The organism is Rahnella sp. PCH160, assembly GCF_047784855.1.
Taxonomy (GTDB): domain Bacteria; phylum Pseudomonadota; class Gammaproteobacteria; order Enterobacterales; family Enterobacteriaceae; genus Rahnella.
The window spans coordinates 3,452,181-3,475,267 of the sequence record NZ_JBLOGT010000001.1; the positions used below are offsets into that span (position 1 = coordinate 3,452,181).

General features: G+C 55.0%; 20 protein-coding genes. 11 read left to right on the forward strand and 9 right to left on the reverse strand.

The annotated features are described in order from the left end of the window. The first annotated feature begins 28 nt into the window (after nt 1-28). The 6 genes from ACM5QY_RS15900 (at nt 29) to ACM5QY_RS15925 (ending at nt 8,372) form a co-directional block, all read left to right on the forward strand. Nucleotides 29-1,588: a serine hydrolase domain-containing protein gene (locus ACM5QY_RS15900; RefSeq protein ID WP_416121708.1), complete on the forward strand. Its 1,560-nt coding sequence runs from the start codon at nt 29-31 to the stop codon at nt 1,586-1,588. A 349-nt stretch (nt 1,589-1,937) separates the two neighbouring features. Then, nucleotides 1,938-3,932 carry a formate-dependent uric acid utilization protein AegA gene (gene aegA / locus ACM5QY_RS15905; RefSeq protein ID WP_416121709.1) on the forward strand — a complete coding sequence of 665 codons (1,995 nt, stop codon included), beginning with the start codon at nt 1,938-1,940 and terminating at the stop codon, nt 3,930-3,932. A 395-nt stretch (nt 3,933-4,327) separates the two neighbouring features. Next, entirely contained in the window at nt 4,328-4,804 is a 477-nt protein-coding gene (locus tag ACM5QY_RS15910; RefSeq protein ID WP_416121710.1) for a GlcG/HbpS family heme-binding protein, read from the forward strand. A gap of 74 nt (nt 4,805-4,878) precedes the next feature. Beyond that, nucleotides 4,879-5,433: a sugar dehydrogenase complex small subunit gene (locus ACM5QY_RS15915; RefSeq protein WP_416121711.1), complete on the forward strand. Its 555-nt coding sequence runs from the start codon at nt 4,879-4,881 to the stop codon at nt 5,431-5,433. After that, complete coding sequence (locus ACM5QY_RS15920; protein WP_416121712.1) at nt 5,426-7,030, forward strand: GMC family oxidoreductase; 1,605 nt, start codon at nt 5,426-5,428, stop codon at nt 7,028-7,030. Before ACM5QY_RS15915 ends, ACM5QY_RS15920 begins: the two co-directional genes overlap by 8 nt. 22 nt (nt 7,031-7,052) lie before the next feature. Continuing rightward, entirely contained in the window at nt 7,053-8,372 is a 1,320-nt protein-coding gene (locus ACM5QY_RS15925) for a c-type cytochrome (protein ID WP_416121713.1), read from the forward strand. Nucleotides 8,373-8,408: 36 nt separating this feature from the next. Here the strand turns inward: ACM5QY_RS15925 and ACM5QY_RS15930 are convergent, their stop codons facing one another. Further along, nucleotides 8,409-9,515 (reverse strand): GGDEF domain-containing protein, encoded by a 1,107-nt coding sequence (locus ACM5QY_RS15930; RefSeq protein ID WP_416121714.1) that lies wholly within the window; start codon nt 9,513-9,515, stop codon nt 8,409-8,411. 272 nt (nt 9,516-9,787) lie between these two features. Here ACM5QY_RS15930 and dauA point away from each other — a divergent pair, with 272 nt between their 5' ends. Then, nucleotides 9,788-11,455, forward strand: coding sequence for a C4-dicarboxylic acid transporter DauA (gene dauA / locus ACM5QY_RS15935; protein ID WP_416121715.1), 1,668 nt, complete (start codon nt 9,788-9,790; stop codon nt 11,453-11,455). A gap of 75 nt (nt 11,456-11,530) precedes the next feature. On the opposite strand, the gene kdsA is transcribed toward dauA, so the two are convergent. The 6 genes from kdsA to hemA all read right to left on the reverse strand — a co-directional run bounded on the left by kdsA (nt 11,531) and on the right by hemA (nt 16,938). Then, nucleotides 11,531-12,385 (reverse strand): 3-deoxy-8-phosphooctulonate synthase, encoded by an 855-nt coding sequence (gene kdsA, locus ACM5QY_RS15940; RefSeq protein ID WP_416121716.1) that lies wholly within the window; start codon nt 12,383-12,385, stop codon nt 11,531-11,533. A gap of 96 nt (nt 12,386-12,481) precedes the next feature. After that, nucleotides 12,482-13,291 (reverse strand): invasion regulator SirB1, encoded by an 810-nt coding sequence (gene sirB1, locus ACM5QY_RS15945; protein ID WP_416121717.1) that lies wholly within the window; start codon nt 13,289-13,291, stop codon nt 12,482-12,484. Beyond that, nucleotides 13,288-13,683, reverse strand: a complete 396-nt coding sequence (locus ACM5QY_RS15950; RefSeq protein WP_416121718.1) for a SirB2 family protein — start codon at nt 13,681-13,683, stop codon at nt 13,288-13,290. Before ACM5QY_RS15950 ends, sirB1 begins: the two co-directional genes overlap by 4 nt. Nucleotides 13,684-13,727: 44 nt before the next feature. Further along, on the reverse strand, nt 13,728-14,561 hold the full coding sequence (gene prmC / locus ACM5QY_RS15955) for a peptide chain release factor N(5)-glutamine methyltransferase (protein ID WP_416121719.1): 834 nt from the start codon (nt 14,559-14,561) through the stop codon (nt 13,728-13,730). After that, nucleotides 14,561-15,643 carry a peptide chain release factor 1 gene (gene prfA / locus ACM5QY_RS15960; protein ID WP_416121720.1) on the reverse strand — a complete coding sequence of 361 codons (1,083 nt, stop codon included), beginning with the start codon at nt 15,641-15,643 and terminating at the stop codon, nt 14,561-14,563. The genes prmC and prfA overlap by 1 nt, the downstream gene beginning before the upstream one ends. Nucleotides 15,644-15,675: 32 nt before the next feature. Then, nucleotides 15,676-16,938 (reverse strand): glutamyl-tRNA reductase, encoded by a 1,263-nt coding sequence (gene hemA / locus ACM5QY_RS15965; RefSeq protein ID WP_416121721.1) that lies wholly within the window; start codon nt 16,936-16,938, stop codon nt 15,676-15,678. 278 nt (nt 16,939-17,216) lie between these two features. On the opposite strand from hemA, the gene lolB reads away from it, so the two are divergent. The 3 genes from lolB to prs all read left to right on the forward strand — a co-directional run bounded on the left by lolB (nt 17,217) and on the right by prs (nt 19,821). Further along, on the forward strand, nt 17,217-17,840 hold the full coding sequence (gene lolB, locus ACM5QY_RS15970; protein ID WP_416121722.1) for a lipoprotein insertase outer membrane protein LolB: 624 nt from the start codon (nt 17,217-17,219) through the stop codon (nt 17,838-17,840). Nucleotide 17,841: 1 nt separating this feature from the next. Then, entirely contained in the window at nt 17,842-18,705 is an 864-nt protein-coding gene (ispE, locus tag ACM5QY_RS15975; RefSeq protein WP_416121723.1) for a 4-(cytidine 5'-diphospho)-2-C-methyl-D-erythritol kinase, read from the forward strand. 168 nt (nt 18,706-18,873) lie between these two features. Continuing rightward, nucleotides 18,874-19,821 carry a ribose-phosphate diphosphokinase gene (prs, locus tag ACM5QY_RS15980; RefSeq protein ID WP_104921955.1) on the forward strand — a complete coding sequence of 316 codons (948 nt, stop codon included), beginning with the start codon at nt 18,874-18,876 and terminating at the stop codon, nt 19,819-19,821. Nucleotides 19,822-19,934: 113 nt separating this feature from the next. Here the strand turns inward: prs and ychH are convergent, their stop codons facing one another. Further along, nucleotides 19,935-20,213, reverse strand: a complete 279-nt coding sequence (ychH, locus tag ACM5QY_RS15985) for a stress-induced protein YchH (protein ID WP_104921954.1) — start codon at nt 20,211-20,213, stop codon at nt 19,935-19,937. Nucleotides 20,214-20,505: 292 nt separating this feature from the next. Here ychH and pth point away from each other — a divergent pair, with 292 nt between their 5' ends. Next, nucleotides 20,506-21,096, forward strand: coding sequence for an aminoacyl-tRNA hydrolase (gene pth, locus ACM5QY_RS15990; RefSeq protein ID WP_416121724.1), 591 nt, complete (start codon nt 20,506-20,508; stop codon nt 21,094-21,096). A 67-nt stretch (nt 21,097-21,163) separates the two neighbouring features. Here the strand turns inward: pth and ACM5QY_RS15995 are convergent, their stop codons facing one another. Beyond that, on the reverse strand, nt 21,164-23,077 hold the full coding sequence (locus tag ACM5QY_RS15995) for a heavy metal translocating P-type ATPase (protein WP_416121725.1): 1,914 nt from the start codon (nt 23,075-23,077) through the stop codon (nt 21,164-21,166). Nucleotides 23,078-23,087: the final 10 nt, after the last annotated feature.

A 23,087-nucleotide genomic window follows, 5' to 3' on the forward strand; every position in this document is an offset into this window, starting at 1 on the left:
TCACTGATAGACAAATTAGGAGATGTTGATGACATCCACCGCACAGTCTGCATTACAGTGGCAGGCGGCTGAAAAGACAGCACAACGCATCACTGAAAAATGGAATAAACCCGGCGAACCGGGCGGCGCAATTACCCTCTTCGACAGCAAAACGTTACGCTGTCACGCCGCCGGCGGCCTGTCGAACCTGACCACAGCAGAGCCTTTCAGCGTTGATTCCGTCGTGCGTTATGCCTCTGTCACCAAACATATTTTTGCGACGCTGGCACTGCTTCACAGCGATGCAGGACTTTCCCTCAGCGATACACTCGGCCAGCATTTACCCCAATTAAAAGCCCCGATGGCGCAGGTCACGATAGGTCAGGCACTGGACATGACCGGCGGTTTGCCGGACGTGCGCGAAACCTTATCGCTGCTGGGTGTCTCGGTTTATAACGTCAGCGAAGCCGGGGCGATCATGGATTTTCTGGCACAGGACGGCGCACTGAATTTCCCGGCGGGTACCGAGATTTCTTACAGCAACACCGGCTACCGGCTGGTTGAAGAAATCCTGAAACAAAAAGGGATTCTTTTCGAGGACCTGCTGCAAAAGCATATCGCGCAGCCGCTGGACATCCCTTTCCACGCGCCGGAAACCTGGTTTGATATCGTTCCGGGGTTGGTGCCGGGATACTGGCAGGACACGACCGGCTGGAAAAACGCCGTCGCCGGTCTGCATCTTTCCGCCTCCGGTAGCCTGACCGGCAGCGTGCGTTCGCTGAGCGTCTGGTTGCAAAGTTTACTCAGCAACACCGGTCCCGGCGCGGGCGTACTGAAAACCCTGACAGAACAACGTTATCTTCACGGCGATATTCCGTCGGCTTACGGTCTGGGCACCACATCCACCCAAATCGGCGAGCACACGGTTTACGGCCACGGTGGTTCTCATGCCGGTTACAAAACCTATTTCCTGCTGCATCCCGCGCTGGACGTTGGTGTGGCGCTGGTGTCCAACCGCGAAGACACTACCGCATATACCCACGCGCTGGAGGTGATGTCCGCCCTGCTCGCCGCGCCGTTGCCGCCGCGCAGCCACGCACTGCCGGACGGACTTTATGCCAGCACCGCCGATCCGTACTGGTTGAAAGTCAGCAACGGTACGGCCAGTTATCTCGGCTCTGCCGACAACTTGTATCAGGGTGCAGACGCCGGAGAAGCGATTACGCTTTCCGCGCATATGCCGATGCGTTTGCGCTGGGATGGCAAGGCGGTTCAGGGCGAAATCGGCCATGCATCGCGGTATTTCACGCCAGTCGAACCCAATGACTGCCTGAAAATGGTTCAGGGACGCTGGTATCATCCCGGGTCAAACGCCGCATTTGATATTGAAGGCGATCAGCTCAAAATGGGCGTCGGCACGTTGAGCGCCAGCGGGCAACTCACGTCGCTGGGCGCAGGCCGTTTGCTGGTCGAACTTCCCGATGGCCCGTGGAAGAAAAACTTCTGCCTCTACTTCCGGGGTTACAGCGTCAGGCTGATTTCAAACCGCAGCCGCGTGCTCAATTTTCATCGTGACGAATGCCGTATCAGCAACTGGCCACCCGCGTAATAAACCGCCCAGAACCGCCGCGGCGCGTAATCCGTTTATAACGGATAAATGCGTCGCGGCACGCTCATCAGTCAATCCTTCCCCCCTCATAAATCCTGTGCAAATGGCTGATCGGGCTAAGAAAAGCTGTGCTGTAGCCCAATTGAAAATTCGCTCAAAATCCGGGTGCGAAATTATCCTTTATCTTTTTAGGGTTAATTGACTAAGCTGAAACGTTTACAGCTGTAAAATGTGATCTCACTCACAAAACCTCAGGTTTTGTCCTCTTATTCTCTTCAAAGTAAAACCCCGCGCACATACAAAGATCCGGCTTTCAGTAAGTACGGAGAGCCGGGGCTGAGAAGATAAAATGAATCAATTTGTCCTGGCTGATCCGCAAGATTGTATCGGCTGCCGCGCCTGCGAAGTGGCCTGCGTTTTGTCGCACAATGCGCAACGTTACCCTGCAAGAGACGCGTTTTTACCCCGCATCCACGTCATCCAAAATGACAATTTCAGCAATGCCGTGTTGTGTCGCCACTGCGAAGAAGCGCCGTGCGTCGGCGTCTGTCCGACGCACGCGCTGGTTTACCGTGACAGCGGCGTTCAGTTGCTGGAGGAAAAATGCATCGGCTGTAAAACCTGCGTGATTGCCTGCCCGTTTGGCGCACTCGACGTTATCGGTTATTCAGACGATTCTCTCCCCCACGGCGCGGCGGTACAAAAATGCGATCTTTGCGCAGGGAATACGGCCGGTCAGGCCTGCGTGAATGTCTGCCCGACACAGGCGTTGCATCTGGTGACGGAGCAAACGCTGCGGAAAAACCGCGCCGGCAAACAGCGGCTTTCCGCACTGGAGGAATACAGTTACCGGCCTGCGCCACGCCCACGGGCGACAGAAACGGTGTTCACCGGGGCGCTGAATCCCCCGCGTCTCGATGCCACACGGGTTGATATTGCCGAGCGGAAAACCACATTCAACGAGATCTACCGCCGCTTTACACCCGAACAGGCGGAGGAGCAGTCCGGGCGCTGTATTCAGTGCAGCGATCATCCGTTCTGCGCCTGGACCTGCCCGCTGCATAACGATATTCCCGGCCTGATGTCGCTGGTCAAAGAAGGCAAAATTCTGGAAGCCGCCGAACTTTCTCATCGCACCAGCAGCCTGCCGGAAATTTGTGGCCGCGTTTGCCCGCAAGACCGATTGTGCGAAGGTTCCTGCACACTGAAAAAATCCGGTTCAGCGAACATCGAGAATATCGAACGTTTCATCACTGACACGGCGCTGGCGATGGGCTGGAAGCCCGATATGTCAGCCGTGACACAGAGCGATTACCGCGTTGCCATTGTCGGCGCCGGGCCTGCGGGGCTGGGATGCGCGGACATACTGGCGCGCAACGGCGTGAGCGCGGTCGTATTCGACCGTCACCCGGAGATCGGCGGCCTGCTGACGTTCGGCATTCCGGCGTTCAAGCTCGATAAACAGGTGCTGGCGAAACGGCGGGAGATTTTCACTGAAATGGGCATTGAGTTCCGCCTGAACCGCGACATCGGCACCGATACCCGCGTCACCGATTTACTCGAAGAATTTGATGCTGTATTCCTTGGCGTCGGAACGTACCAGTCGATGAAAGCCGGGCTTAAAAACGAAGACGCGCCGGGTGTGTTCAGCGCCCTGCCGTTTTTAATTGCCAATGCCAAACATCTGATGCATTTACCTGAACTGCCGCACGAACCCTATATCAGTATGAAAGGCAAACGCGTGGTGGTATTGGGCGGTGGCGATACGGCGATGGATTGCCTGCGCACGTCTTTGCGTCAGGACGCGGCCAGCGTGATCTGTGCGTATCGCCGGGACGAGAAGAACATGCCTGGCTCGAAAAAAGAGGTGAAAAATGCCCGTGAGGAAGGCGCTGAATTCCAGTTCAACGTTCAGCCGGTCAGTATCGGGCTGGATCCGCAGGGCAACGTGTGCGGGATTCGCCTGTTACGAACCGCGCCCGGTGCGCCGGATGCCAGCGGGCGGCGGCGGCCTGAACCGATCCCCGGTTCTGAATTCTTACTCGAGGCCGATGCCATTATTATGGCATTCGGGTTCCAGCCGCACGCCATGTCGTGGCTGAATGAACTGGCCGTCGAGCGTGATTCTGCCGGACGTCTGATCACATCTCACCCTGGTGCTTTCCCCTACCAGACCAGTCACCCGCAGATTTTTGCCGGCGGCGATGCGGTACGCGGTGCCGATCTGGTGGTGACCGCCATGGACGACGGACGACAGGCGGCAAACAGCATTATCGCCTGGCTGGAGAGCCGTGCCCGCGCCGTTCCGGCCCCGGAAGGCCGCACGAAAGACCTCATACACTAAAACCTCACATTTTGGTCATCCCGAAACCTCCCTTTACCGGAGGTTTTTTGTTGTTCAGATCATATTCCATCAATTATTACGGATCATCCGGTACATATTCGCACAAAATGTTCATGCCTTATTCTGTAAGGCTTGCCAGCCCGATTTGGGGGAATACCCCAAAAAAACCCTGTATCAATTAGTGACTCACCGCGACCGTCACTTCTCCTCCTTTGTTAATTGAATTAACATCCACGAAACAAAAAGCAATAGCACTTTCTTTGTTGTGCCATTAAGAAACATCGCAAAATGTTCAGACTGGCTTCACCATATGGTTTTAAATTGTTTATTTTCAGATGCTTATTTAAAAACACTTTCAAGGCAATGTTGTAGCAATCGTTACAAGGGATAAGTCTATGTTTGTAAAAAAATGCACCACTAAAACACTACTTTGTGTCACCTCACTGCTATTTTCTGCCACATCCGCTTTCGCCGCGGAGCATCCTCAGCTCGATAACGCCCAGGCTGCTAAAGTGATCGAGAGCGTAAAATCCACGCTGGCCGAACAACACAGCACCGGCTGCGTTGCCATTGTTGATTCATCTGGTTCATTACTGGCATTCGAGCGCCTCGACGGTTCTCCGGCAGGTTGTGTCGATGCTTCTATCGGCAAAGCCCGCACCTCTGCGCTGTATCACGCACCTTCGCTGAAATTCATGCAGCGTCTGGCCGGTGGCGAAACCACGGTGCTGGCAATTCCGCACGCGGTGGCGCTGGGCGGCGGGTTCCCGCTGACCCTGAACGGCGAAGTGGTCGGTGCCGTGGGCGTCAGCACGCCGAAGCAGGAGATTGATAACCAGTCTTCTGAAAAAGCCGCCAGCGTCCTGAAATAACAGGCACTTTTCTATAATCCTTCTTGCTGGCGGCCATGCCCGTGGCCGCTTCAGAACCTATACGGAATTTCAGCATGATCAATCTCTCTCGTCGCCGGATGGTTCTCGGCACTGCGGGCGTGCTGGCTGCGGGTTTCGGCAGCCAGATGCTGGGCGGTGGCGTATTTGCCACGCTGGCACACGCCGCACCGCCGCTGGCCTCTGCCATCACTATGCCCGACGGATTTATGACGCTGTCAAAACACCTGACCGGGATGGAAACTCTGGAGCCGCATCTCGGCCAGGCGCTGTACAGCTGGCTGCATGATAAGCAACTCGATATCCGGCTAGATGCCCTGTCCGCGCTGCTCACCGCGCATGATGGCGTGGTCGGCGATGACCTGCATCAGTTGCTGGCGCAACAACCGGCGGAACTGGCGCAGCTTTATCAGCAACTGGTCAGCGGCTGGTATCTCGGCGTGGTCGGCCAGCCCGGCAGCCAGAAATGCATCGGATTCGAAAATATTGTCAGCTATCAGCTGCTGAAAAATAACCTGCTGCCGCCAAGCTACGCGCCGGGCGAGCCGAATTTCTGGGTTAACAAACCTGCCACCACGCAACAAAATGCCCCGGAGGTCACTCATGGCTGATGCGCTGAATGCTGACGTCGTCGTCATTGGTGCCGGTATCGCCGGTTCGCTCGCCGCGCTGAAAATGGTTAAAGCCGGCGTTTCCGTGCTGATGCTGGATTCCGGGCCGGTAATCAAACGAGACGAAGCGGTCGAACTTTTTCGCCAGTCGCCGCTGAAAGGCGATTTTACCGAGCCGTATCCGCCAAAACCCTGGGCACCGCAACCAAAATTCCAGCCAAAAGATAACAACTATCTGATTCAGAAAGGCCCGGATGTGTATGCGGCGCAATACCTGCGCGGCGTCGGCGGCACAACGTGGCACTGGGCGGGTCAGGCGTTTCGTTTGCTGCCCAACGACATGAAAATCAAAACGCTGTACGGCATCGGACGCGACTGGCCCATCAGTTATGAAGAGCTGGAACCGTATTACACCGAAGCCGAAATTCAGATGGGCGTTTCCGGTGACGATGCGCTGGATTCCCCGCGTTCGCAGCCTTATCCGCTGCCGGGCATTCCGCTGCCTTACGGTTTTGACCGCATGAGCAAACGGATTGCGAAACTGGGCTACGTACTGGGCATCGGCCCACAGGCGCGCAACAGTATTCCATACGATGGCCGCCCTGCCTGCTGTGGCAACAATAACTGTATGCCGGTTTGCCCGATTGATGCGCAATACCACGGCGGGATTTCCGCACGAAAAGCCATCGAAGCCGGTGTGCGCGTGATCGCCAATGCCGTGGTGTACAAAATCGAAGCCAGCGACAGCGGCGAAATTGTCGCGGTGCACTATCTGGATGCCGACAAAGTCACACACAAAGTCACCGGTAAGCGTTTTGTTCTGACCGCAAACGGCATCGAAAGCCCGAAACTGCTGCTGCTGTCCACCAGCGATAAATATCCGGACGGCATCGCCAACAGTTCCGGCATGGTTGGCCGTAACCTGATGGACCATCCCGGCACCTCGGTGGAATTCTATGCCGACGAACCGGTGTATTTCGGCCGTGGCCCGATGCGGCCGGGCAGTATCAACAACCTGCGCGACGGCGAATTCCGCAGTGACCGTTCCGCGTTGCGTATCGACGTCGCCAACACCTCGCCGGTGCGCTATCTCACGGAACGGCTGGTGCGCCAGGGGTATTACGGCAAAGCGCTGAACGACAAACTGGCGTTCCAGTCCGAGCGTTTTATCCAGCTGAAATGCCTGCTGGAAATGTTGCCGGAGCCGGAAAACCGCGTGGTCCTCAGCAAAACAGAGAAAGACGAATGGGGCATTCCGCGTCTGGAAGTCCATTACAAGTTCCCGGAATACGTGCATCGCGGCTATGACCAGTCAATGCTCGATTTCCAGAAGATCGTCAAAGAGATGGGCGGCACCGAAGTGGTCTACAGCAAGCGTGGCGTTTACGACAACAACCAGCACATCACCGGCACCATGATTATGGGCAGCGATCCGAAAGATTCCGTGGTGGATGGCAACTGCCGTACACATGACCACCCGAACCTGTTTATTGCCGGCACCGGCATTATGCCGTCGGCCTCCACGGTGAATTCCACGCTGTCCGGTACAGCACTGGCATTACGCATGGCGGACGCGGTGCTGAAAAGTCTGGCCTGATTGATTTTCTGAGGACTGAGCAATGAACATGAAATTCATGCTGGCGATGCTGCCGTTAATGGCGGCGACCAGCGCCTGGGCAGATAACGCGTCAGGCAATGCACAACTTGTCAAACGCGGCGAATATCTGGCGACCGCCGGAGACTGCACCGCCTGCCATACGGCACCGGGTGCCGACAAAACCGCGAAATTTGGCGGCGGTTATCCGCTGGCCTCACCTTTCGGGGTGATTTACGGCACCAATATTTCTTCCGATAAAGAATTTGGTATCGGCAGCTGGACAGATGATGAGTTCGTGCGCGCGGTGCGTGAAGGTGTCGGCAAAGACGGGCAACAGCTGTATCCGGCGATGCCGTATGACTCGTTCACCAAGATGAAACGCGACGACGTGCTGGCGGTGAAAGCTTATCTGATGTCGCTACCTGCGGTGCATTCCGCCGGGCCGCAAACTGATTTGTCTTTCCCGTTCAACCAGCGCTGGGGCATGCGCGTGTGGAAGTTATTTAACTTCGATAAAGGCGAGCTGAAAAACGATCCGTCCAAATCTGCGGACTGGAACCGTGGCGCATATCTGGTGGAAGCGCTTGAGCATTGCGGCACCTGTCACACGCCGCGCACGCTGACCATGGGCATGGACACCGACAAAGCGTTTTCCGGCGGTGATTTAGGGGCCTGGGTGGCGTTTAACATCACACCGGACAAAAACGCCGGGATTGGCACCTGGTCGCAACAGGAACTGGTGACCTACCTGAAAACCGGTTTTGTGGCGGGTAAGGCATCGGCGTCCGGTGCGATGGGCGAAGCGATCGAGCATAGCCTGCAACACCTGTCTGACAGCGACCTGAACGCGATTGCAACCTATCTCCGTTCCGTTCCGGCTATCGGTGACGACAAACAGACCAAACCGCGCGATGCCTGGGGCCAGCAGAATCAGGATGTTTATCCTCTGCGCGCCGGAGGGCAAACGGTGAATGAATCTGCCGCCGCACTGTTTAATGCCAGTTGCACAGCTTGCCACGGTAAAGGCGGCGCGGGCAGCGGCGAAGGATTCCACGCATATCCGTCCCTGTTCAGCCATACCAGCACCGGTTCCTACGACAGCCGGAATCAGGTTTCGGTGATCCTCAATGGCGTTCAGCGCCATATGAATGAAGGCGAAATCATGATGCCTTCGTTCGCTAACCAGCTGAATGATGAGCAGATTGCGACGCTGAGCAATTATGTCAGCACGCAGTTTGGTAATCCGGCGGGGGCAACGGTGACGGCGAAAGACGTCGCGAAGATGCGAAAAGACGCGGATTTGACGTATCCGCCGAAAATTGAAGAAGGTACGCTGAAGTAACTGTGGATAGGCAGACAAGGAGCCGAAAGGCTCCTTTTACATTTTGTGCGTGTGGTGCTTATTTCCCAACTCCGCCAGTGTCAGAATAGAACTGCCCACCACACAGTTTTTGCCTTTTCGTTTCGCCTCGTACAACGAAAGATCGGCCAGTTTCAGCGACTTACGAATGATCATACCCGGTAAATACAATGAAACGCCCAGTGACACTGTCACTCTCAGTTCGAGACCGTCTTCAAGATAGATCACACAATCTTCCACTTCTTTGCGGATACGTTCCGCGATGGTGAGCAAAGTCGCGGGGTCAAACGCAGAGGTCATCACCAGAAATTCTTCGCCGCCGTATCGTCCGGCAAAATCTTCGTTGCGCGTCAGATGCCGTAATAAACGTCCTACCTCAATTAATACACGATCGCCCGCCAGATGGCCGAGCGTGTCATTCACCCGCTTGAAGTTATCGATATCCAGCAATATTAAACCGCAGGCTTCGCGCTGGATTTGCCGCTGTGCCAGCCAGTAATCCAGGCTGGCGCGGTTATTAATTTGCGTCAGTTCGTCGGTTGCAGCCTTCACCCGGGTGATGAAGACTTTATGCATGTAGATTTCTTTATAATTTAAGGCGTGATAACAGAGGATCATGCAGCAGGCAGCAATAGCCTGATAAAATATCAGCTCAGTCCAGGGCACATGAATACCATGAATACTGGAAACCAGCGCCAGCCGAAAAATACCGACCAGTACAATGGTAATATACAGTTCGCGATGTTTACGCCTTCTCCAGACACGAAATAAAAACAGCGTGCCAAGAATAATGCCGATGAACAGATTATTGAGCGTAAACATGCCGCTGAAGAAAAACGCCACCCCATAACTGCACAATCCGCTGAGCCAGCCACCGAAAAACGTCACTAAAATCATCGGCAACATTTCAAAACTGAACGATAAGTCATCAGTCAGGACCAGTTGATTGCCACGCAGATACAGTGCGGTGATCCCCGCGACCAGACCAAAAGCCAGCCGTTTCCAGTGGGATCCTTTAAACGTAAAAGGTTCGCTGCGGCTCAGTACAAAAAAACTGATTGAGAGCGTGGCGTAGGTAACGCATAGATCCGCATACAAACTTCCCAGAGACAATATATCCGGCATGGTTAACGGTGCCCTCTCACGCTTTCCCTATCCGATTAACGGGTATTAACTTAAATATAGATGATGAATACGTGCGTCGTGGCTTGCTGTTTAATATCTGGCGGCACGTCACATTGCCAGTAATCATGTTGTTATGCAGCTTACGCGCCTTTCTGTTAACAAGCCTTGATTTATGTCTACACGACAACATCCAAAACGGCGTATTCTAGGGTTTTTCCGGTATTAAAATACCGGGTTCTCTTTCATTCTTTTCGCCAGGTGGTTTACGCCTTATGAATACCTCAGGAAGACGCCATGTCAGGCTTTTCAGCGCCCTGACAGACGCCTGTTTTCGTGAAAAATATACCCTTCCGCGCTTACTCAAAGATGCTATTGCGGGCGTCACGGTCGGGATCATTGCCATTCCGCTGGCAATGGCACTGGCGATTGCCAGCGGGGTTCCGCCCCAGTACGGGCTGTATACCTCGGCAATCGCGGGCATTATCATCGCCATTTTCGGCGGCTCGCGTTTTAGCGTCTCCGGCCCCACGGCGGCATTCGTCGTCATTCTTTATCCGGTTTCGCAGCAGTTCGGTTTGTCGGGGCTGTTGCTGGCAACGCTGATGTCCGGCTTTATCCTGCTGCTGATGGGGCTGGCGCGTTTTGGCCGGTTGATCGAATACATTCCGCTGCCGGTGACGCTCGGCTTTACGTCGGGGATTGCGATTACCATCGGGACGATGCAGTTCAAGGATTTCTTTGGCCTGACGATGGCCAGCGTGCCGGAGCATTACCTCAGTAAAGTCGCCGCGCTGGTGATGGCGCTGCCGACGCTGGATATCGGCGATGCCGCGATTGGTATTGTGACGCTCGGCGTGCTGATTCTGTGGCCAAAACTCGGGCTGCGCCTCCCCGGACACTTGCCTGCGTTACTGGCCGGTTGCGCCGTCATGGCGATTTTCATGCAGACCGGGCATCCGGTCGCCACCATCGGCTCACGTTTTCATTTCCTGCTGCCGGACGGCTCGCAGGGCAACGGCATTCCGCCCATTCTGCCGCAGTTTGCACTGCCCTGGACACAGCCTGACGGCAGCGGCCTGAGCTGGTCGCTGGTTCAGGCATTACTGCCCGCCGCATTTTCGATGGCGATGCTGGGCGCGATTGAATCCCTGCTGTGCGCCGTGGTGCTAGACGGAATGACCGGCAAAAAACACCATTCGGACAATGAACTGATCGGTCAGGGTATTGGCAACATAGTCAGCCCGTTCTTTGGCGGGATTACGGCCACGGCGGCCATAGCACGATCGGCGGCGAACGTGCGTGCCGGTGCAACATCGCCGGTTTCCGCCATCATTCACTCGCTGCTGGTCATTCTTGCCCTGCTCGTTCTTGCTCCGCTGCTTTCCTGGCTTCCGCTGGCAGCAATGGCGGCACTGCTGCTGATGGTGGCGTGGAACATGAGTGAAGCGCATAAAGTGGTGGATTTACTGCGCCGCGCGCCGAAAGACGACATTCTGGTGATGCTGACCTGCATGAGCCTGACGGTGTTGTTCGATATGGTGATCGCGATCACAGCCGGGATCGTGATGGCCTCGCTGCTGTTTATGCGCCGCATTGCACGGCTGACGCGCCTGACCGAAGTCGCCGTCGACACGCCGGACACCACGCTGGTTCTGCGCGTTAACGGGCCGTTATTCTTCGCCGCCGCCGAGCGCATCTTCAGCGAACTTCAGGTACGTGCCGACGGCAAAAAAGTGATTATCCTGCTGTGGGATCGCGTCGCTGTTCTGGATGCCGGCGGCGTTAACGCCTTGCGCCACTTTATCGATGCACTGCCCGCAGAGACAGAACTGCGTATTGCAGAAATCCCTTTCCAGCCGCTGAAAACCCTCGCACGCGCCAGAATGCAGCCGGTCGAAGGCCGTCTGAGTTTCCACGGGAATTTACAGGACGCCCTGTAAGCTTTTCAAAACGTTTATCCCAAAACAACAAAGGCGACCCGAAGGTCGCCTTTTTACTGACAGTCACACCGCAAATTACTTGCTGGTATCGAGCGCCGGGAAGCTTTTCACCAGGTCGTCGATGGCTTTCATCTGAAGCAGGAAAGGCTCCAGTTTCGCCAGCGGCAGAGCAGACGGGCCGTCGCATTTCGCATTCGCCGGATCTTCGTGTGCTTCGATGAACAGGCCCGCGATGCCGACCGCCATGCCTGCGCGCGCCAGTTCTGCAACCTGCGCACGACGGCCGCCAGACGCTGCGCCGAACGGGTCGCGGGTTTGCAGTGCGTGAGTCACGTCGAAGATCACCGGATGTCCGCCCGTGGCGTTGATCATCACGTTCATGCCCAGCATGTCGACAACCAGGTTGTCATACCCGAAGTTGCTGCCACGATCACACAGAATAACCTGATCGTTGCCGCCTTCTTTGAATTTGTCCAAGATGTTACCCATCTGGCCAGGGCTGACAAACTGAGGTTTTTTCACGTTAATCACGGCACCGGTTTTTGCCATGGCTTCAACCAGGTCAGTCTGACGCGCCAGGAATGCGGGCAGCTGAATCACATCAACCACGTCTGCAACCGGCTGTGCCTGCCAGGATTCGTGAACGTCGGTGATGATTTTCACACCAAAGGTTTTCTTCAGTTCCTGAAAGATTTTCATCCCTTCATCCAGACCCGGACCACGGTAGGAATGAATCGACGAGCGGTTGGCTTTATCAAAAGACGCTTTGAAAACGTAAGGAATGCCGAGTTTCTGTGTCACGGTGACGTAATGTTCACATACACGCATCGCCATATCGCGTGATTCGAGTACGTTCATCCCACCGAACAACACAAACGGCAGATCGTTGGCGACTTTAATATCCTGAATGCTAACCACTTTATGTTTCATGCTTTGGCCTTTTTAATGATAAATCCTTCACCTGAAAATGCGTCAACGCGTTTTTTCATCAGCATTGATCAGATGATAACGTAAGGTAACTTTAAATTAGTGCAACGTGACGTGCTTGTGCTCAATCGAATGGATTTGCATTTTAATCACTTCTGAAATCGGGTCTTCCGGGCACTGCTCTACAAAATAGCTGAGATCGGAAATCGCCACGTGGTCACACTCCAGCTGAGCATAAATCAGACCCCGGTCGCGGATTTCATACGGGTCATCCGGATCAAACTGTAAAACCGTTTCACTGGCCCGCAGCGCCAGTTCAAACTGTTTTTCTTCCATCAGCGCGGCTTTCAGCGTGTCGAGCATTTTGCGCACGATCATCGTGTTATCCGCTTCTTCCAGGTCATCATCTTCGATTATCGCCGTGACGCCCAGATTCCCCTTCAGCCACACGTTGAGCATGTGCTCATTAAGCGTGTCGCCGTTGATCGGGTTGAGCAGCCACATTTCTTCGTCCATCCAGTCGGCGCGAAGAATGAGCTGAGTCGGGAAGATGACCGGCATCAGCGGCAAATCCAGCTCATGCGCGATGTGCAGGAAGATCACGCCCAGAGAAACCGGCGTCCCCTGACGCGAAGCCAGCACTTTGTCGATCCAGATAGCATCAGACAGGCGATAAACGCCGCCCGCACCACCAAATCCCCACGTGCGGTAAAACAGTTCAATCAACACTTCAAGCTGCTGATCCTGATCAAGGTCCTCAGGAACGACGCGGCGAGCTTCCTCGACCAGCGTTTTAAGCTGGCGGCGAACATCGTCCGCATTGAAATCAAAACGCACAGATTCCGTTACTTTGATCACCCCGGTACTGAGCCGGGCGGTGTTAAATTCAAAATCAGCAAGGGTACTCATAGTTGTCCCATTAGCAGCGGTATTTTCGTCAGCGCCAGTTTGAGAACCAGATACAGGCAAGCGAGCGCCAGAATAAAGGCCAGCCAGCGGGTCTTCTGGCTAATCGGTCGCTTGCTCAGGGCCACAAAGCCCAGCGCGATATAGATAATAACGCCAAAAATCTTTTCGGTCAGCCAGGTTCCCTGTGGGCTGAACGGATAAAAGTGTGTGATGAAGATAAGCGAAATGCCGCTTAAAAGCAGCAAGGTGTCCACAATGTGCGGGACTATCTTCACCCAGCGCTTCTGCATCATAGCAGAACCCGCCCATTTCCAAAAAAATCGTAAAACAAACAGCGAAATACTCAGGGTGATCGTGAGCAGATGGAGTTGCTTTATCCAGACATACGCCATTGCCTGTTTCCTTCATTTATCGTTTTAAAATCAAGAGGTTTTGACTACGAATTCCACTGTCCGAGGCTGACGCGGTCATTGCCGCTATAATCTTTCACAGTCGAAACCTGCTGATAACCGGCATCGCGCAAAAGTGTTTGCACGTCTGTCGCCTGCTGCCAGCCATGTTCGAGCAACAGCCAGCCGCCTTTTTGAAGATACGCGGGTGCGGTTTGAATAATATGAGCCAGATCAGCAAGACCGGCATTTTCTGCCACCAGCGCACTGGCCGGTTCGAAACGAACGTCACCTTGCGCAAGATGCGGATCGGCGGCGTCAATGTACGGCGGATTGCTGGCAATGAGTGCGAACGTTTCACCCGCGACCGGCGAAAACCAGCTGCCCTGTAAAAACCGCACATTGCTGATTTTCAGCTTTTGCGCGTTGTATTGCGCCAGCGCTACCGCGTCGGGCTGCAAATCAACACCGGTGAGCTGGCAGTCTGGCCGTTCACTGGCCAGCGCTAACGCAATCGCGCCTGTTCCTGTGCCCAAATCCAGCACGTTCACCGGCTCAGACGGCAAACGGGCAAGGGCCTGTTCAACCAGACATTCCGTATCAGGGCGGGGAATTAACGTGGCAGGAGAAACGGACAGCGGCAATGACCAGAACTCGCGTTCGCCGGTCAGATAGGCAACCGGTTCACCCTGCTCGCGTCGCGCCAGAAGGGTGTCCAGTTGTTGAAGCTCAGTGGCTGTCAGCGGTGTTTCGCCAAACGCCATCATGTAGGTTCTTGCCCGGCCAGTCACAAAGCCGAGCAGGATTTCAGCGTCTCGCTTCGGGCTTTCACCCGCAGCCAGACGGCGGGTGGCGTCGCGCAGCCAGCACTGAAAATCCATCAGTCCTGCTCAGACAGTGCGGCAAGCTGATCGGCCTGATATTCCTGCACAATCGGCTGGATCAGCGAATCGAGTTTGCCTTCCATCACTTCATCGAGACGGTAAATGGTCAGGTTGATGCGGTGATCGGTCACGCGACCCTGCGGGAAATTGTAAGTCCGGTTACGGTCTGAACGGTCACCGGTGCCCAGCAGGTTACGGCGCGTCGAGGCTTCTTCCGCGTGACGTTTCGCCACTTCTGCCGCACGGATACGCGCGCCGAGCACGGACATCGCCTTGGCTTTGTTTTTGTGCTGAGAACGCTCGTCCTGACACTCCACCACGATACCGGTCGGAATATGGGTAATACGGATCGCAGAATCGGTGGTGTTAACGTGCTGACCGCCCGCACCGGAGGAACGGAAGGTATCAATGCGCAGATCACCGGCGTTGATTTCCGGCAGTTCGGCTTCGGGAATTTCCGGCATCACGGCCACGGTACAGGCCGACGTATGAATACGTCCCTGAGATTCGGTTTCCGGCACGCGCTGAACGCGATGACCGCCGGATTCAAACTTGAACTGTCCGTATGCGCCCTCACCGCTGACTTTGGCGATGACTTCTTTATATCCGCCGTGCTCGCCTTCGCTGGCGCTCACAATTTCCACACGCCAGCGACGCGATTCTGCGTAGCGGCTGTACATGCGGAATAAATCACCGGCAAAAATCGCCGCTTCATCACCGCCGGTTCCTGCACGGATTTCGAGGAAACAGCCGCGCTCGTCGTCCGGGTCTTTCGGCAGTAACAGAAGTTGTAATTTTTGTTCGAGATCTTCGATGGTGGCTTTGCAGTCTTTGATTTCGTCCTGCGCCATTTCGCGCATCTCTGGATCGTCGAGCATCATCTCGGCAGTCTCTAAATCTTCCTGCGCCTGACGCCAGGCCAGAAAACATTCGGAAACGGACGTTAACTGAGAGTATTCGCGGGAAAGACTGCGGAATTTATCCTGATCGGCAATGACGCTGGCATCGCCGAGCATCGCCTGCACTTCTTCGTGGCGCTCTTGTAACGCTTCCAGTTTGGCAACAATAGAAGGCTTCATGCGTGGTGTTTAACCCTGTGAGAAAAGGAGAACTATTGCTGATCCAGCCCGAGGCTGTCGCGTAAAATTTGCAAACGCTCCACATCACCGTCGCTGGCTGCCTGTTGCAGAGAACGGGTTGGCGCGTGAATAAGGCGGTTGGTCAATTTGTGGGCTAATTCCTGGATCACCGCTTCGACGTCAGCGCCCTGCGCGATAGCGGCTAAGGCTTTTGCTTGTGCGTCGGCGCGAATAATATCAGCACGCGAGCGATAATCACGAATAATTTCAACGGCTCCCTGCGAACGCAGCCAGGCCATGAAGTTTGAGCTTTCCTGCTCAACGATCGTTTCCGCCTGAATCGCGGCGGCTTTACGCTGGGCAAGATTGTTTTGAATAATGCTGTGCAGGTCATCAACGCTGTACAAATACGCGTTGGCAAGCTTACCGACTTCCGGTTCGATATCACGCGGCACGGCGATATCGACCATCAGCATCGGCTGATTACGGCGCGCTTTCAGCGCACGTTCGACCATCCCTTTACCGATAATCGGCAGCGGGCTGGCGGTAGAACTGATAATAATGTCGGCTTCAGCCAGACGGGAGTCAATATCCTGCAAGCTGATCACTTCTGCGTTCACTTCGGTTGCCAGCGCCTGCGCACGTTCGCGGGTACGGTTCGCAATCATCATGTGGCGGACATTGTGCTGACGCAGATGACGCGCTACCAGCTCGATGGTTTCACCCGCACCCACCAGCAGCACATTCACATCGGAAAGGGATTCGAAAATCTGGCGCGCCAGCGTACAGGCAGCGAAAGCCACAGAAACGGCACTGGCGCCGATATCGGTTTCAGTGCGGACACGCTTGGCGACGGAGAAGGATTTCTGGAACAGGCGTTCCAGTTCGCCGGATACTGCCCGGCCATTTTGCGATTCGGCAAAGGCTTTTTTGACCTGTCCGAGGATTTGCGGTTCGCCCAACACCAGCGAATCGAGCCCGCTCGCTACGCGCATCAGATGGCTGACGGCTTCGTTATCATGGTGCCAGTACAAGCTTTTACGCACTTCATCTTCACTGAGATGATGATAATCACATAACCATTTCACCAGTTGCTCTTGCAGGTTTTCCTGTTGTTCGACGCTCAGATAGAGCTCCGTCCGGTTACAGGTAGACAACACGACTCCGCCCTGCACCAGCGGTTGCTGGAGCAGACTGGAGAGCGCCTCATTCAGAGTCTCGGGGGAAAAAGTTACCCGTTCACGCAGAGACACTGGGGCAGTTTTATGGTTGATACCTAATGCAAGCAGGGTCATATGGGAAGCGATTATCGACTTATACTTTATAATAGTATGGGTTTACGTCTGCTGCGCATTCTACAAGATGCGCGGGATCAATAAAAGCCGTACAGCATCTAACGTTAAATCCATTTACAAATCAGTATTGTCCCAAAACTCTCCGATCGTCGATCATCTGTACCGGGTGCCGATCACCCGATGTGCTGGCTGTGCTAAACTAGCGCACGCCGTATTTGTCTGGCCCCTTTTCTGTTTATAAAAGCCACTGCCGCCAAAGCACAAAGGATTTACCTGTTATGCCAATGCGTAAAACACATTTTGTTCGCCTTCTCCCTCTGGCAAGTTTAGTGCTTGCTGCATGTTCGATTAATGCGCCGAAAGGCCCGGCGACCAGCCCGACGTCCCCGCAATGGCGTGAACACGAAGCTCAGGTCAAACAACTCGAGCATTATCAGACCCGTGGCTCTTTCGCTTATATCTCAGACAGACAAAAAGTCTACGCCCGCTTCTTCTGGCAACAATATTCCCCGGACAGCTACCGCCTGCTGCTGACCAATCCGCTCGGCAGCACCGAAATGGAGCTGAAAGTCCAAAGCGGCATCGCGCAACTGACCAACAACGAAGGCAAGCATTACACCAGCAACAATCCTGACGACATGATCCAAAAACTCACCGGCATGTCGATTCCGCTGTCCAACCTGCGTTTGTGGATGCTCGGCCTGCCGGGTGATGGCACCGATTTTACCCTCGACAGCCAGTATCGCCTGTCGCAGGTCAAATTCACCCAGAACGGCCAGAGCGGCACCGTGGTGTATCAGAGCTATGACGACGATGCCAAACCTTCCCTGCCGCAACGTCTGGAAATGACCCAGGGAGAACAGCGCATCAAGCTGAAAATGGATAACTGGACATTAAACTGAGATGACGCAGCAATTGTGGCCGTCTCCGGCTAAACTCAATTTGTTTCTTTATATCACCGGGCAACGGCTCAACGGCTACCACGATTTGCAGACCCTGTTTCAGTTTCTCGATTACGGCGACGCGCTGACTTTTAACGTGCGCACCGACGGCGTTATCGCCCTGACAACGCCGGTTGAAGGCGTTTCAGACGACGAGAATCTGGTGGTGCGCGCCGCACGTCTTTTGCAAAAACACACGGGATGCGCGCTTGGCGCTGAGATTTCGCTGCAAAAGCAGATCCCGATGGGCGGTGGTCTGGGTGGCGGTTCCTCTAACGCCGCGACCGTGCTGGTTGCCCTGAACACATTGTGGGATTGCGGGCTGACGGACACCGAACTTGCCGGACTCGGCATTACGCTGGGCGCAGACGTGCCGGTCTTTGTGATGGGTTTTGCCGCATTTGCCGAAGGCATTGGTGAAATCCTGCAACCGGTCACACCGGCGGAAAAATGGTTCCTGGTGGTTCACCCCGGCGTTCACATTCCGACTCCGGTGATCTTCAGCGATCCTGAACTGACCAGAAATACACCAAAACGCCCTGTAAATGTGCTTTTGAACACGCCTTACGCAAATGATTGCGAACCGATTGCGAGAAAACGTTTTTACGAGGTTGAACAGCTACTTTCTTGGCTGTTAGAATACGCGCCGTCGCGACTGACCGGAACAGGTGCTTGTGTGTTTGCCGAATTCGACACCGAAACCGAGGCCCGTCAGGTTTTAGAACAAATCCCAGCATGGAGTCGGGGTTTTGTTGCACGCGGTGTAAACGTTTCACCGTTGCACCGTTTTCGCGAAGCCAGGTTGAGAACTGCGGGCAAAGCGTAGAGAGTCACAGTGGTTTTGTGTCTGTTCTTTGCCAGCGACTTATTCAACCGGTTTTAGTTTAAGTAGTAAGATTTAGAAGTATCGTGAGCATAATGCTTTGGTACCGCTCACCGCCCGGTGGTGCCAAAAGCCAATGTCTTCCCTGGACGCAAGCCTGAGGTTCTTCTCGTGCCTGATATGAAGCTTTTTGCTGGTAACGCCACCCCGGAACTAGCACAACGTATTGCCAACCGTTTATACACCAGCCTTGGTGACGCCGCCGTCAGTCGTTTCAGCGACGGTGAAGTAAGTGTGCAAATTAACGAAAATGTACGTGGCGGAGATATTTTCATTATCCAGTCCACTTGTGCACCTACGAATGACAACCTGATGGAACTGGTCGTCATGGTTGATGCCTTACGCCGCGCCTCTGCTGGTCGTATCACAGCCGTTATTCCTTACTTCGGCTATGCACGTCAGGATCGCCGGGTGCGCTCTGCCCGAGTGCCAATCACCGCTAAAGTTGTTGCTGACTTCCTGTCCAGCGTCGGTGTTGACCGCGTTCTGACCGTTGACCTGCACGCAGAGCAGATTCAGGGCTTCTTTGATGTACCAGTAGACAACGTTTTCGGCAGCCCTATCCTGCTCGAAGATATGCTGCAACAAAATCTGGAAAATCCAATCGTTGTTTCTCCGGATATCGGGGGTGTTGTTCGCGCCCGCGCCGTGGCGAAACTGCTGAACGATACCGACATGGCTATCATCGATAAACGCCGTCCGCGTGCCAACGTTTCTCAGGTGATGCACATCATCGGTGACGTCGCTGGCCGTGACTGCGTGCTGGTTGATGACATGATCGATACCGGTGGCACCTTGTGTAAAGCCGCTGAAGCACTGAAAGAACGCGGTGCTAAACGCGTTTTCGCTTACGCAACTCACCCAATTTTCTCCGGCAATGCAGTGGAAAACATCAGAAACTCCGTCATCGACGAAGTGATTGTATGCGACACCATTCCGCTGTCCGCAGAAATCCGCGCACTGAAAAAAGTACGCACCCTGACCCTGTCAGGCATGCTGGCTGAGGCTATCCGCCGCATCAGCAATGAAGAATCCATTTCTGCGATGTTCGAGCATTAATTACGACGCCCCTTTTCAGGGGCGTTTTGTTTAATGTAAACACTGACTGATTCAGAAATGCAAAAAACCGTTGAAGCGTGAGCGACAACGGTTTTTTCTTTTCAGGCCGCTAATCAGGAATGGCGATGTGTCTTACTGTTTGCGCAACGTGAGTCATAGTGACGCACCCACCAGTAGCGATCTGCAACGCGTTCACGTCCACCGACTCTGGCACCCGCCAGCCACAAAATAGCGCCGATAAAAATACTGCCGATTGCGCCATGTGCCAGAAATTGCGGCAGCCCTAACTCAGGCAGTTGATTTAAAATAGAATAACCAACGCCACCGACCATTGTGAGTAAACCGAGTCCCATCAGGGCATTGCCCAGTCTCATTGCGGTTTTACGTTTCATCTGTCACCTCCGGTTGTCGATAGTCTTAGCATCATTGCTGTCTTGTTAATTCATGCCTTAACTATAGACGTCCCATCCGGTTCACTTTGCGGTCACGATCACAGACAGAGAACATCAGATGACAATTCTTTACGTTTTCCAGCCAGATACATTCGGAGGGTTAATAATTAATACCCGTAACTATTCAGAAATCCCCCCATTTAAACGGAATTACGTGGCCTGATATTTGGCACAGCGAAAAGTGACAGGTAAACTAGCCCGCTAAACCTCACCCGATTAAGAAGCGAAAACCGTGAGCAGCATTAAATTGATCGTCGGGCTGGCCAATCCCGGAGCCGAATATGCCCAAACCCGTCATAACGCGGGTGCCTGGTATGTTGACCTTCTGGCACGCCAGCACAACCAGCAGTTAAAAGAAGAAAGTAAGTTTTTTGGTTACACCGCGCGTTTATCCCTGGCAGGCCAGGACGTCCGTTTGCTGGTGCCGACCACGTTTATGAACCTCAGCGGCAAAGCCGTTCTGGCGATGGCGCAGTTCTACCGCATTGAGCCGGAGGAAATTCTGGTCGCGCACGACGAACTGGATATCCCGCCGGGCATGGCGAAAATTAAACTGGGCGGCGGCAATGGCGGCCACAACGGGCTGAAAGACATTCAGAGCAAGTTTGGTAACAACCCGAACTTCTACCGCCTGCGCATTGGTATCGGTCATCCGGGCGATAAAAGCAAAGTCGTGGGATTTGTGCTGGGCAAGCCGCCAGCCAGTGAACAGAAACTGATTGATGATGCAATCGACGAGTCATTGCGTTGCACGGAATTGCTGATGAAAGACGGTCTGGAAAAAACCATGCGCCGCCTGCACACCTTTAAGGCCGAGCTTTAACCGACTGGCTCGCATTCACTCTGACGGGCGCAACTTTTTGCGCCCGTTTTACTTTCCGCAGGCCGGTTTAAAGCGGTTCGTCGAAACGCAATAAACGCCCGGCGTTGCCCAGCACCAGCAAGGTGCTGAGGTTATGCAGCAGTGCGGCAATCAGTACGCCGCCCACGCCCAGTAACCCCATCGCGGCCGCTGCCATCACCACCAGCGTCCAGCCCAGCCCGATACAAACATTGATTTTCAGGGTTTTACGACAGGCACGGCTCAGGCGGACACAGGTTCCGAGACGGCGCAAGTCGCTGCCGATCAGCACCACGTCGGCAGAAGCCAGCGCAATATCGCTGCCGCCCGCCCCCATCGCAATGCCCACAACGCCGGCTTTTAACGCCAGGGAATCATTGATGCCGTCGCCGACGACCATAGGCCGGAAGCCTTGCGCAATTTCGGCGGATACCTGATGCAGTTTATCTTCCGGTAAAGCCTGCGCGACGACATCACCGATGCCCAGTTCTCCCGCAATACGGTTTGCCACGCTGGCGCGGTCGCCGGTCAGCAGAAGTTGTCGTTGCAGCCCAAGCTGACGCAGTTCAGCTAGTGCCGCTTGCGCTTCCGGCCTGAGCGAATCGGCCAGAAGCAGCCAGCCGAGAAAACGCCCGTTCAGCGCCAGCCCGACCAGCGGCCCGTCATGTTCAGGTTCGTCATTGACCGGGATATTGTTCTGGCTGAAAAATGCCGGACGCCCTAACAGCGCATCGCCCTGTGCGGTACGCGCACGCACGCCCATGCCCTGCTGTTCTGACACATCTTCCAGCGGTAAATATTGTTCGCGCGGCAGTAATTTTGCCAGCGCACGGCTGACCGGATGGCTGCTCGCCGCGCCCAGACTGGCCGCCAGACGGCGCACTGCGTCAGAAGACGCCTCTGCGGCCAGCACCGTGCGCTGCAACTGCAATTCACCGTGTGTCAGCGTGCCGGTTTTATCGACCACGATGGCGTTCAGATCCGCCAGTTCCTCCAGAAATGCGGAGCTGCGGATCAGTATCCCGTGACGCGCCGCCACGGCGATTCCGGCAATGGCCGTGGCCGGCGCGGAAAGCACCAGCGCGCATGGACACGCCGCCACAAGCACCGCCAACATGGCATGGGCATCGCGCGTAATAAACCAGGTCGCGGCGGCAATCAGCAAAATAAGCACCAGATATTGCCCGGCATAGCGTTCGAGCAGACGGGTGATCGGCGGTTTGGCGTGTTCGGCTTTTTGCATCAGCGCAATCACTTTACCCAGTGTGGCATCCGCGCCGGTACGAGTAACTTCAATACAAAGTAAACCGTCGAGACTGATGGCACCGCCGAAAACGTCATCACCCGCGCGGGCTTCCTGTGGCACCGATTCTCCGGTGATCGGCGCAGTATCCAAGCTGGCGCTACCGGATAACACGCGGCCATCAGCGGGTAACCGGTCACCGGCGCGGACTTCAACCTGGTCGCCGGTTCGCAGATGGTGGTTATCGATTTCTTCAATCTCACCGTCAGGCAAGATCCGCCTGGCACGGCTGCGGGTCAGAGGGCTAAGCGCATCAATGGCTTCCTGCGAACCGATCACGCTGCGCTCTTCCAGTATATGACCAAAAATCATAATGCCCGGCAGCAATGCGGCGGTCATCAGGTCGCCGGTCGCCCACGCGCCCAGCATCGCGATGGCGATCAGCTGATCGGTCACGCCGTGCAGACTGGGGCTGCGCAAGCTGTAAATCGCCGAACGCAGCACCGGCACTGCCACCAGCAGTGACGCCACACCAAACAGAATTTGCCCGACGTCGCTTTGCTGCGGAAACAGCCACTGCCAGATCCAGCCGCACAGCAACAGGCCAAACGCGGCCATCGCCAGCAACAGCTGCACCGCCATGTTTCGCTGTTCATGGCGCGTTAACAGCACGCTTTTCGCGGGCAACGTGTGCGGTTCTTCAGAGGAAAAAGAAGTCACGGAAGCAATA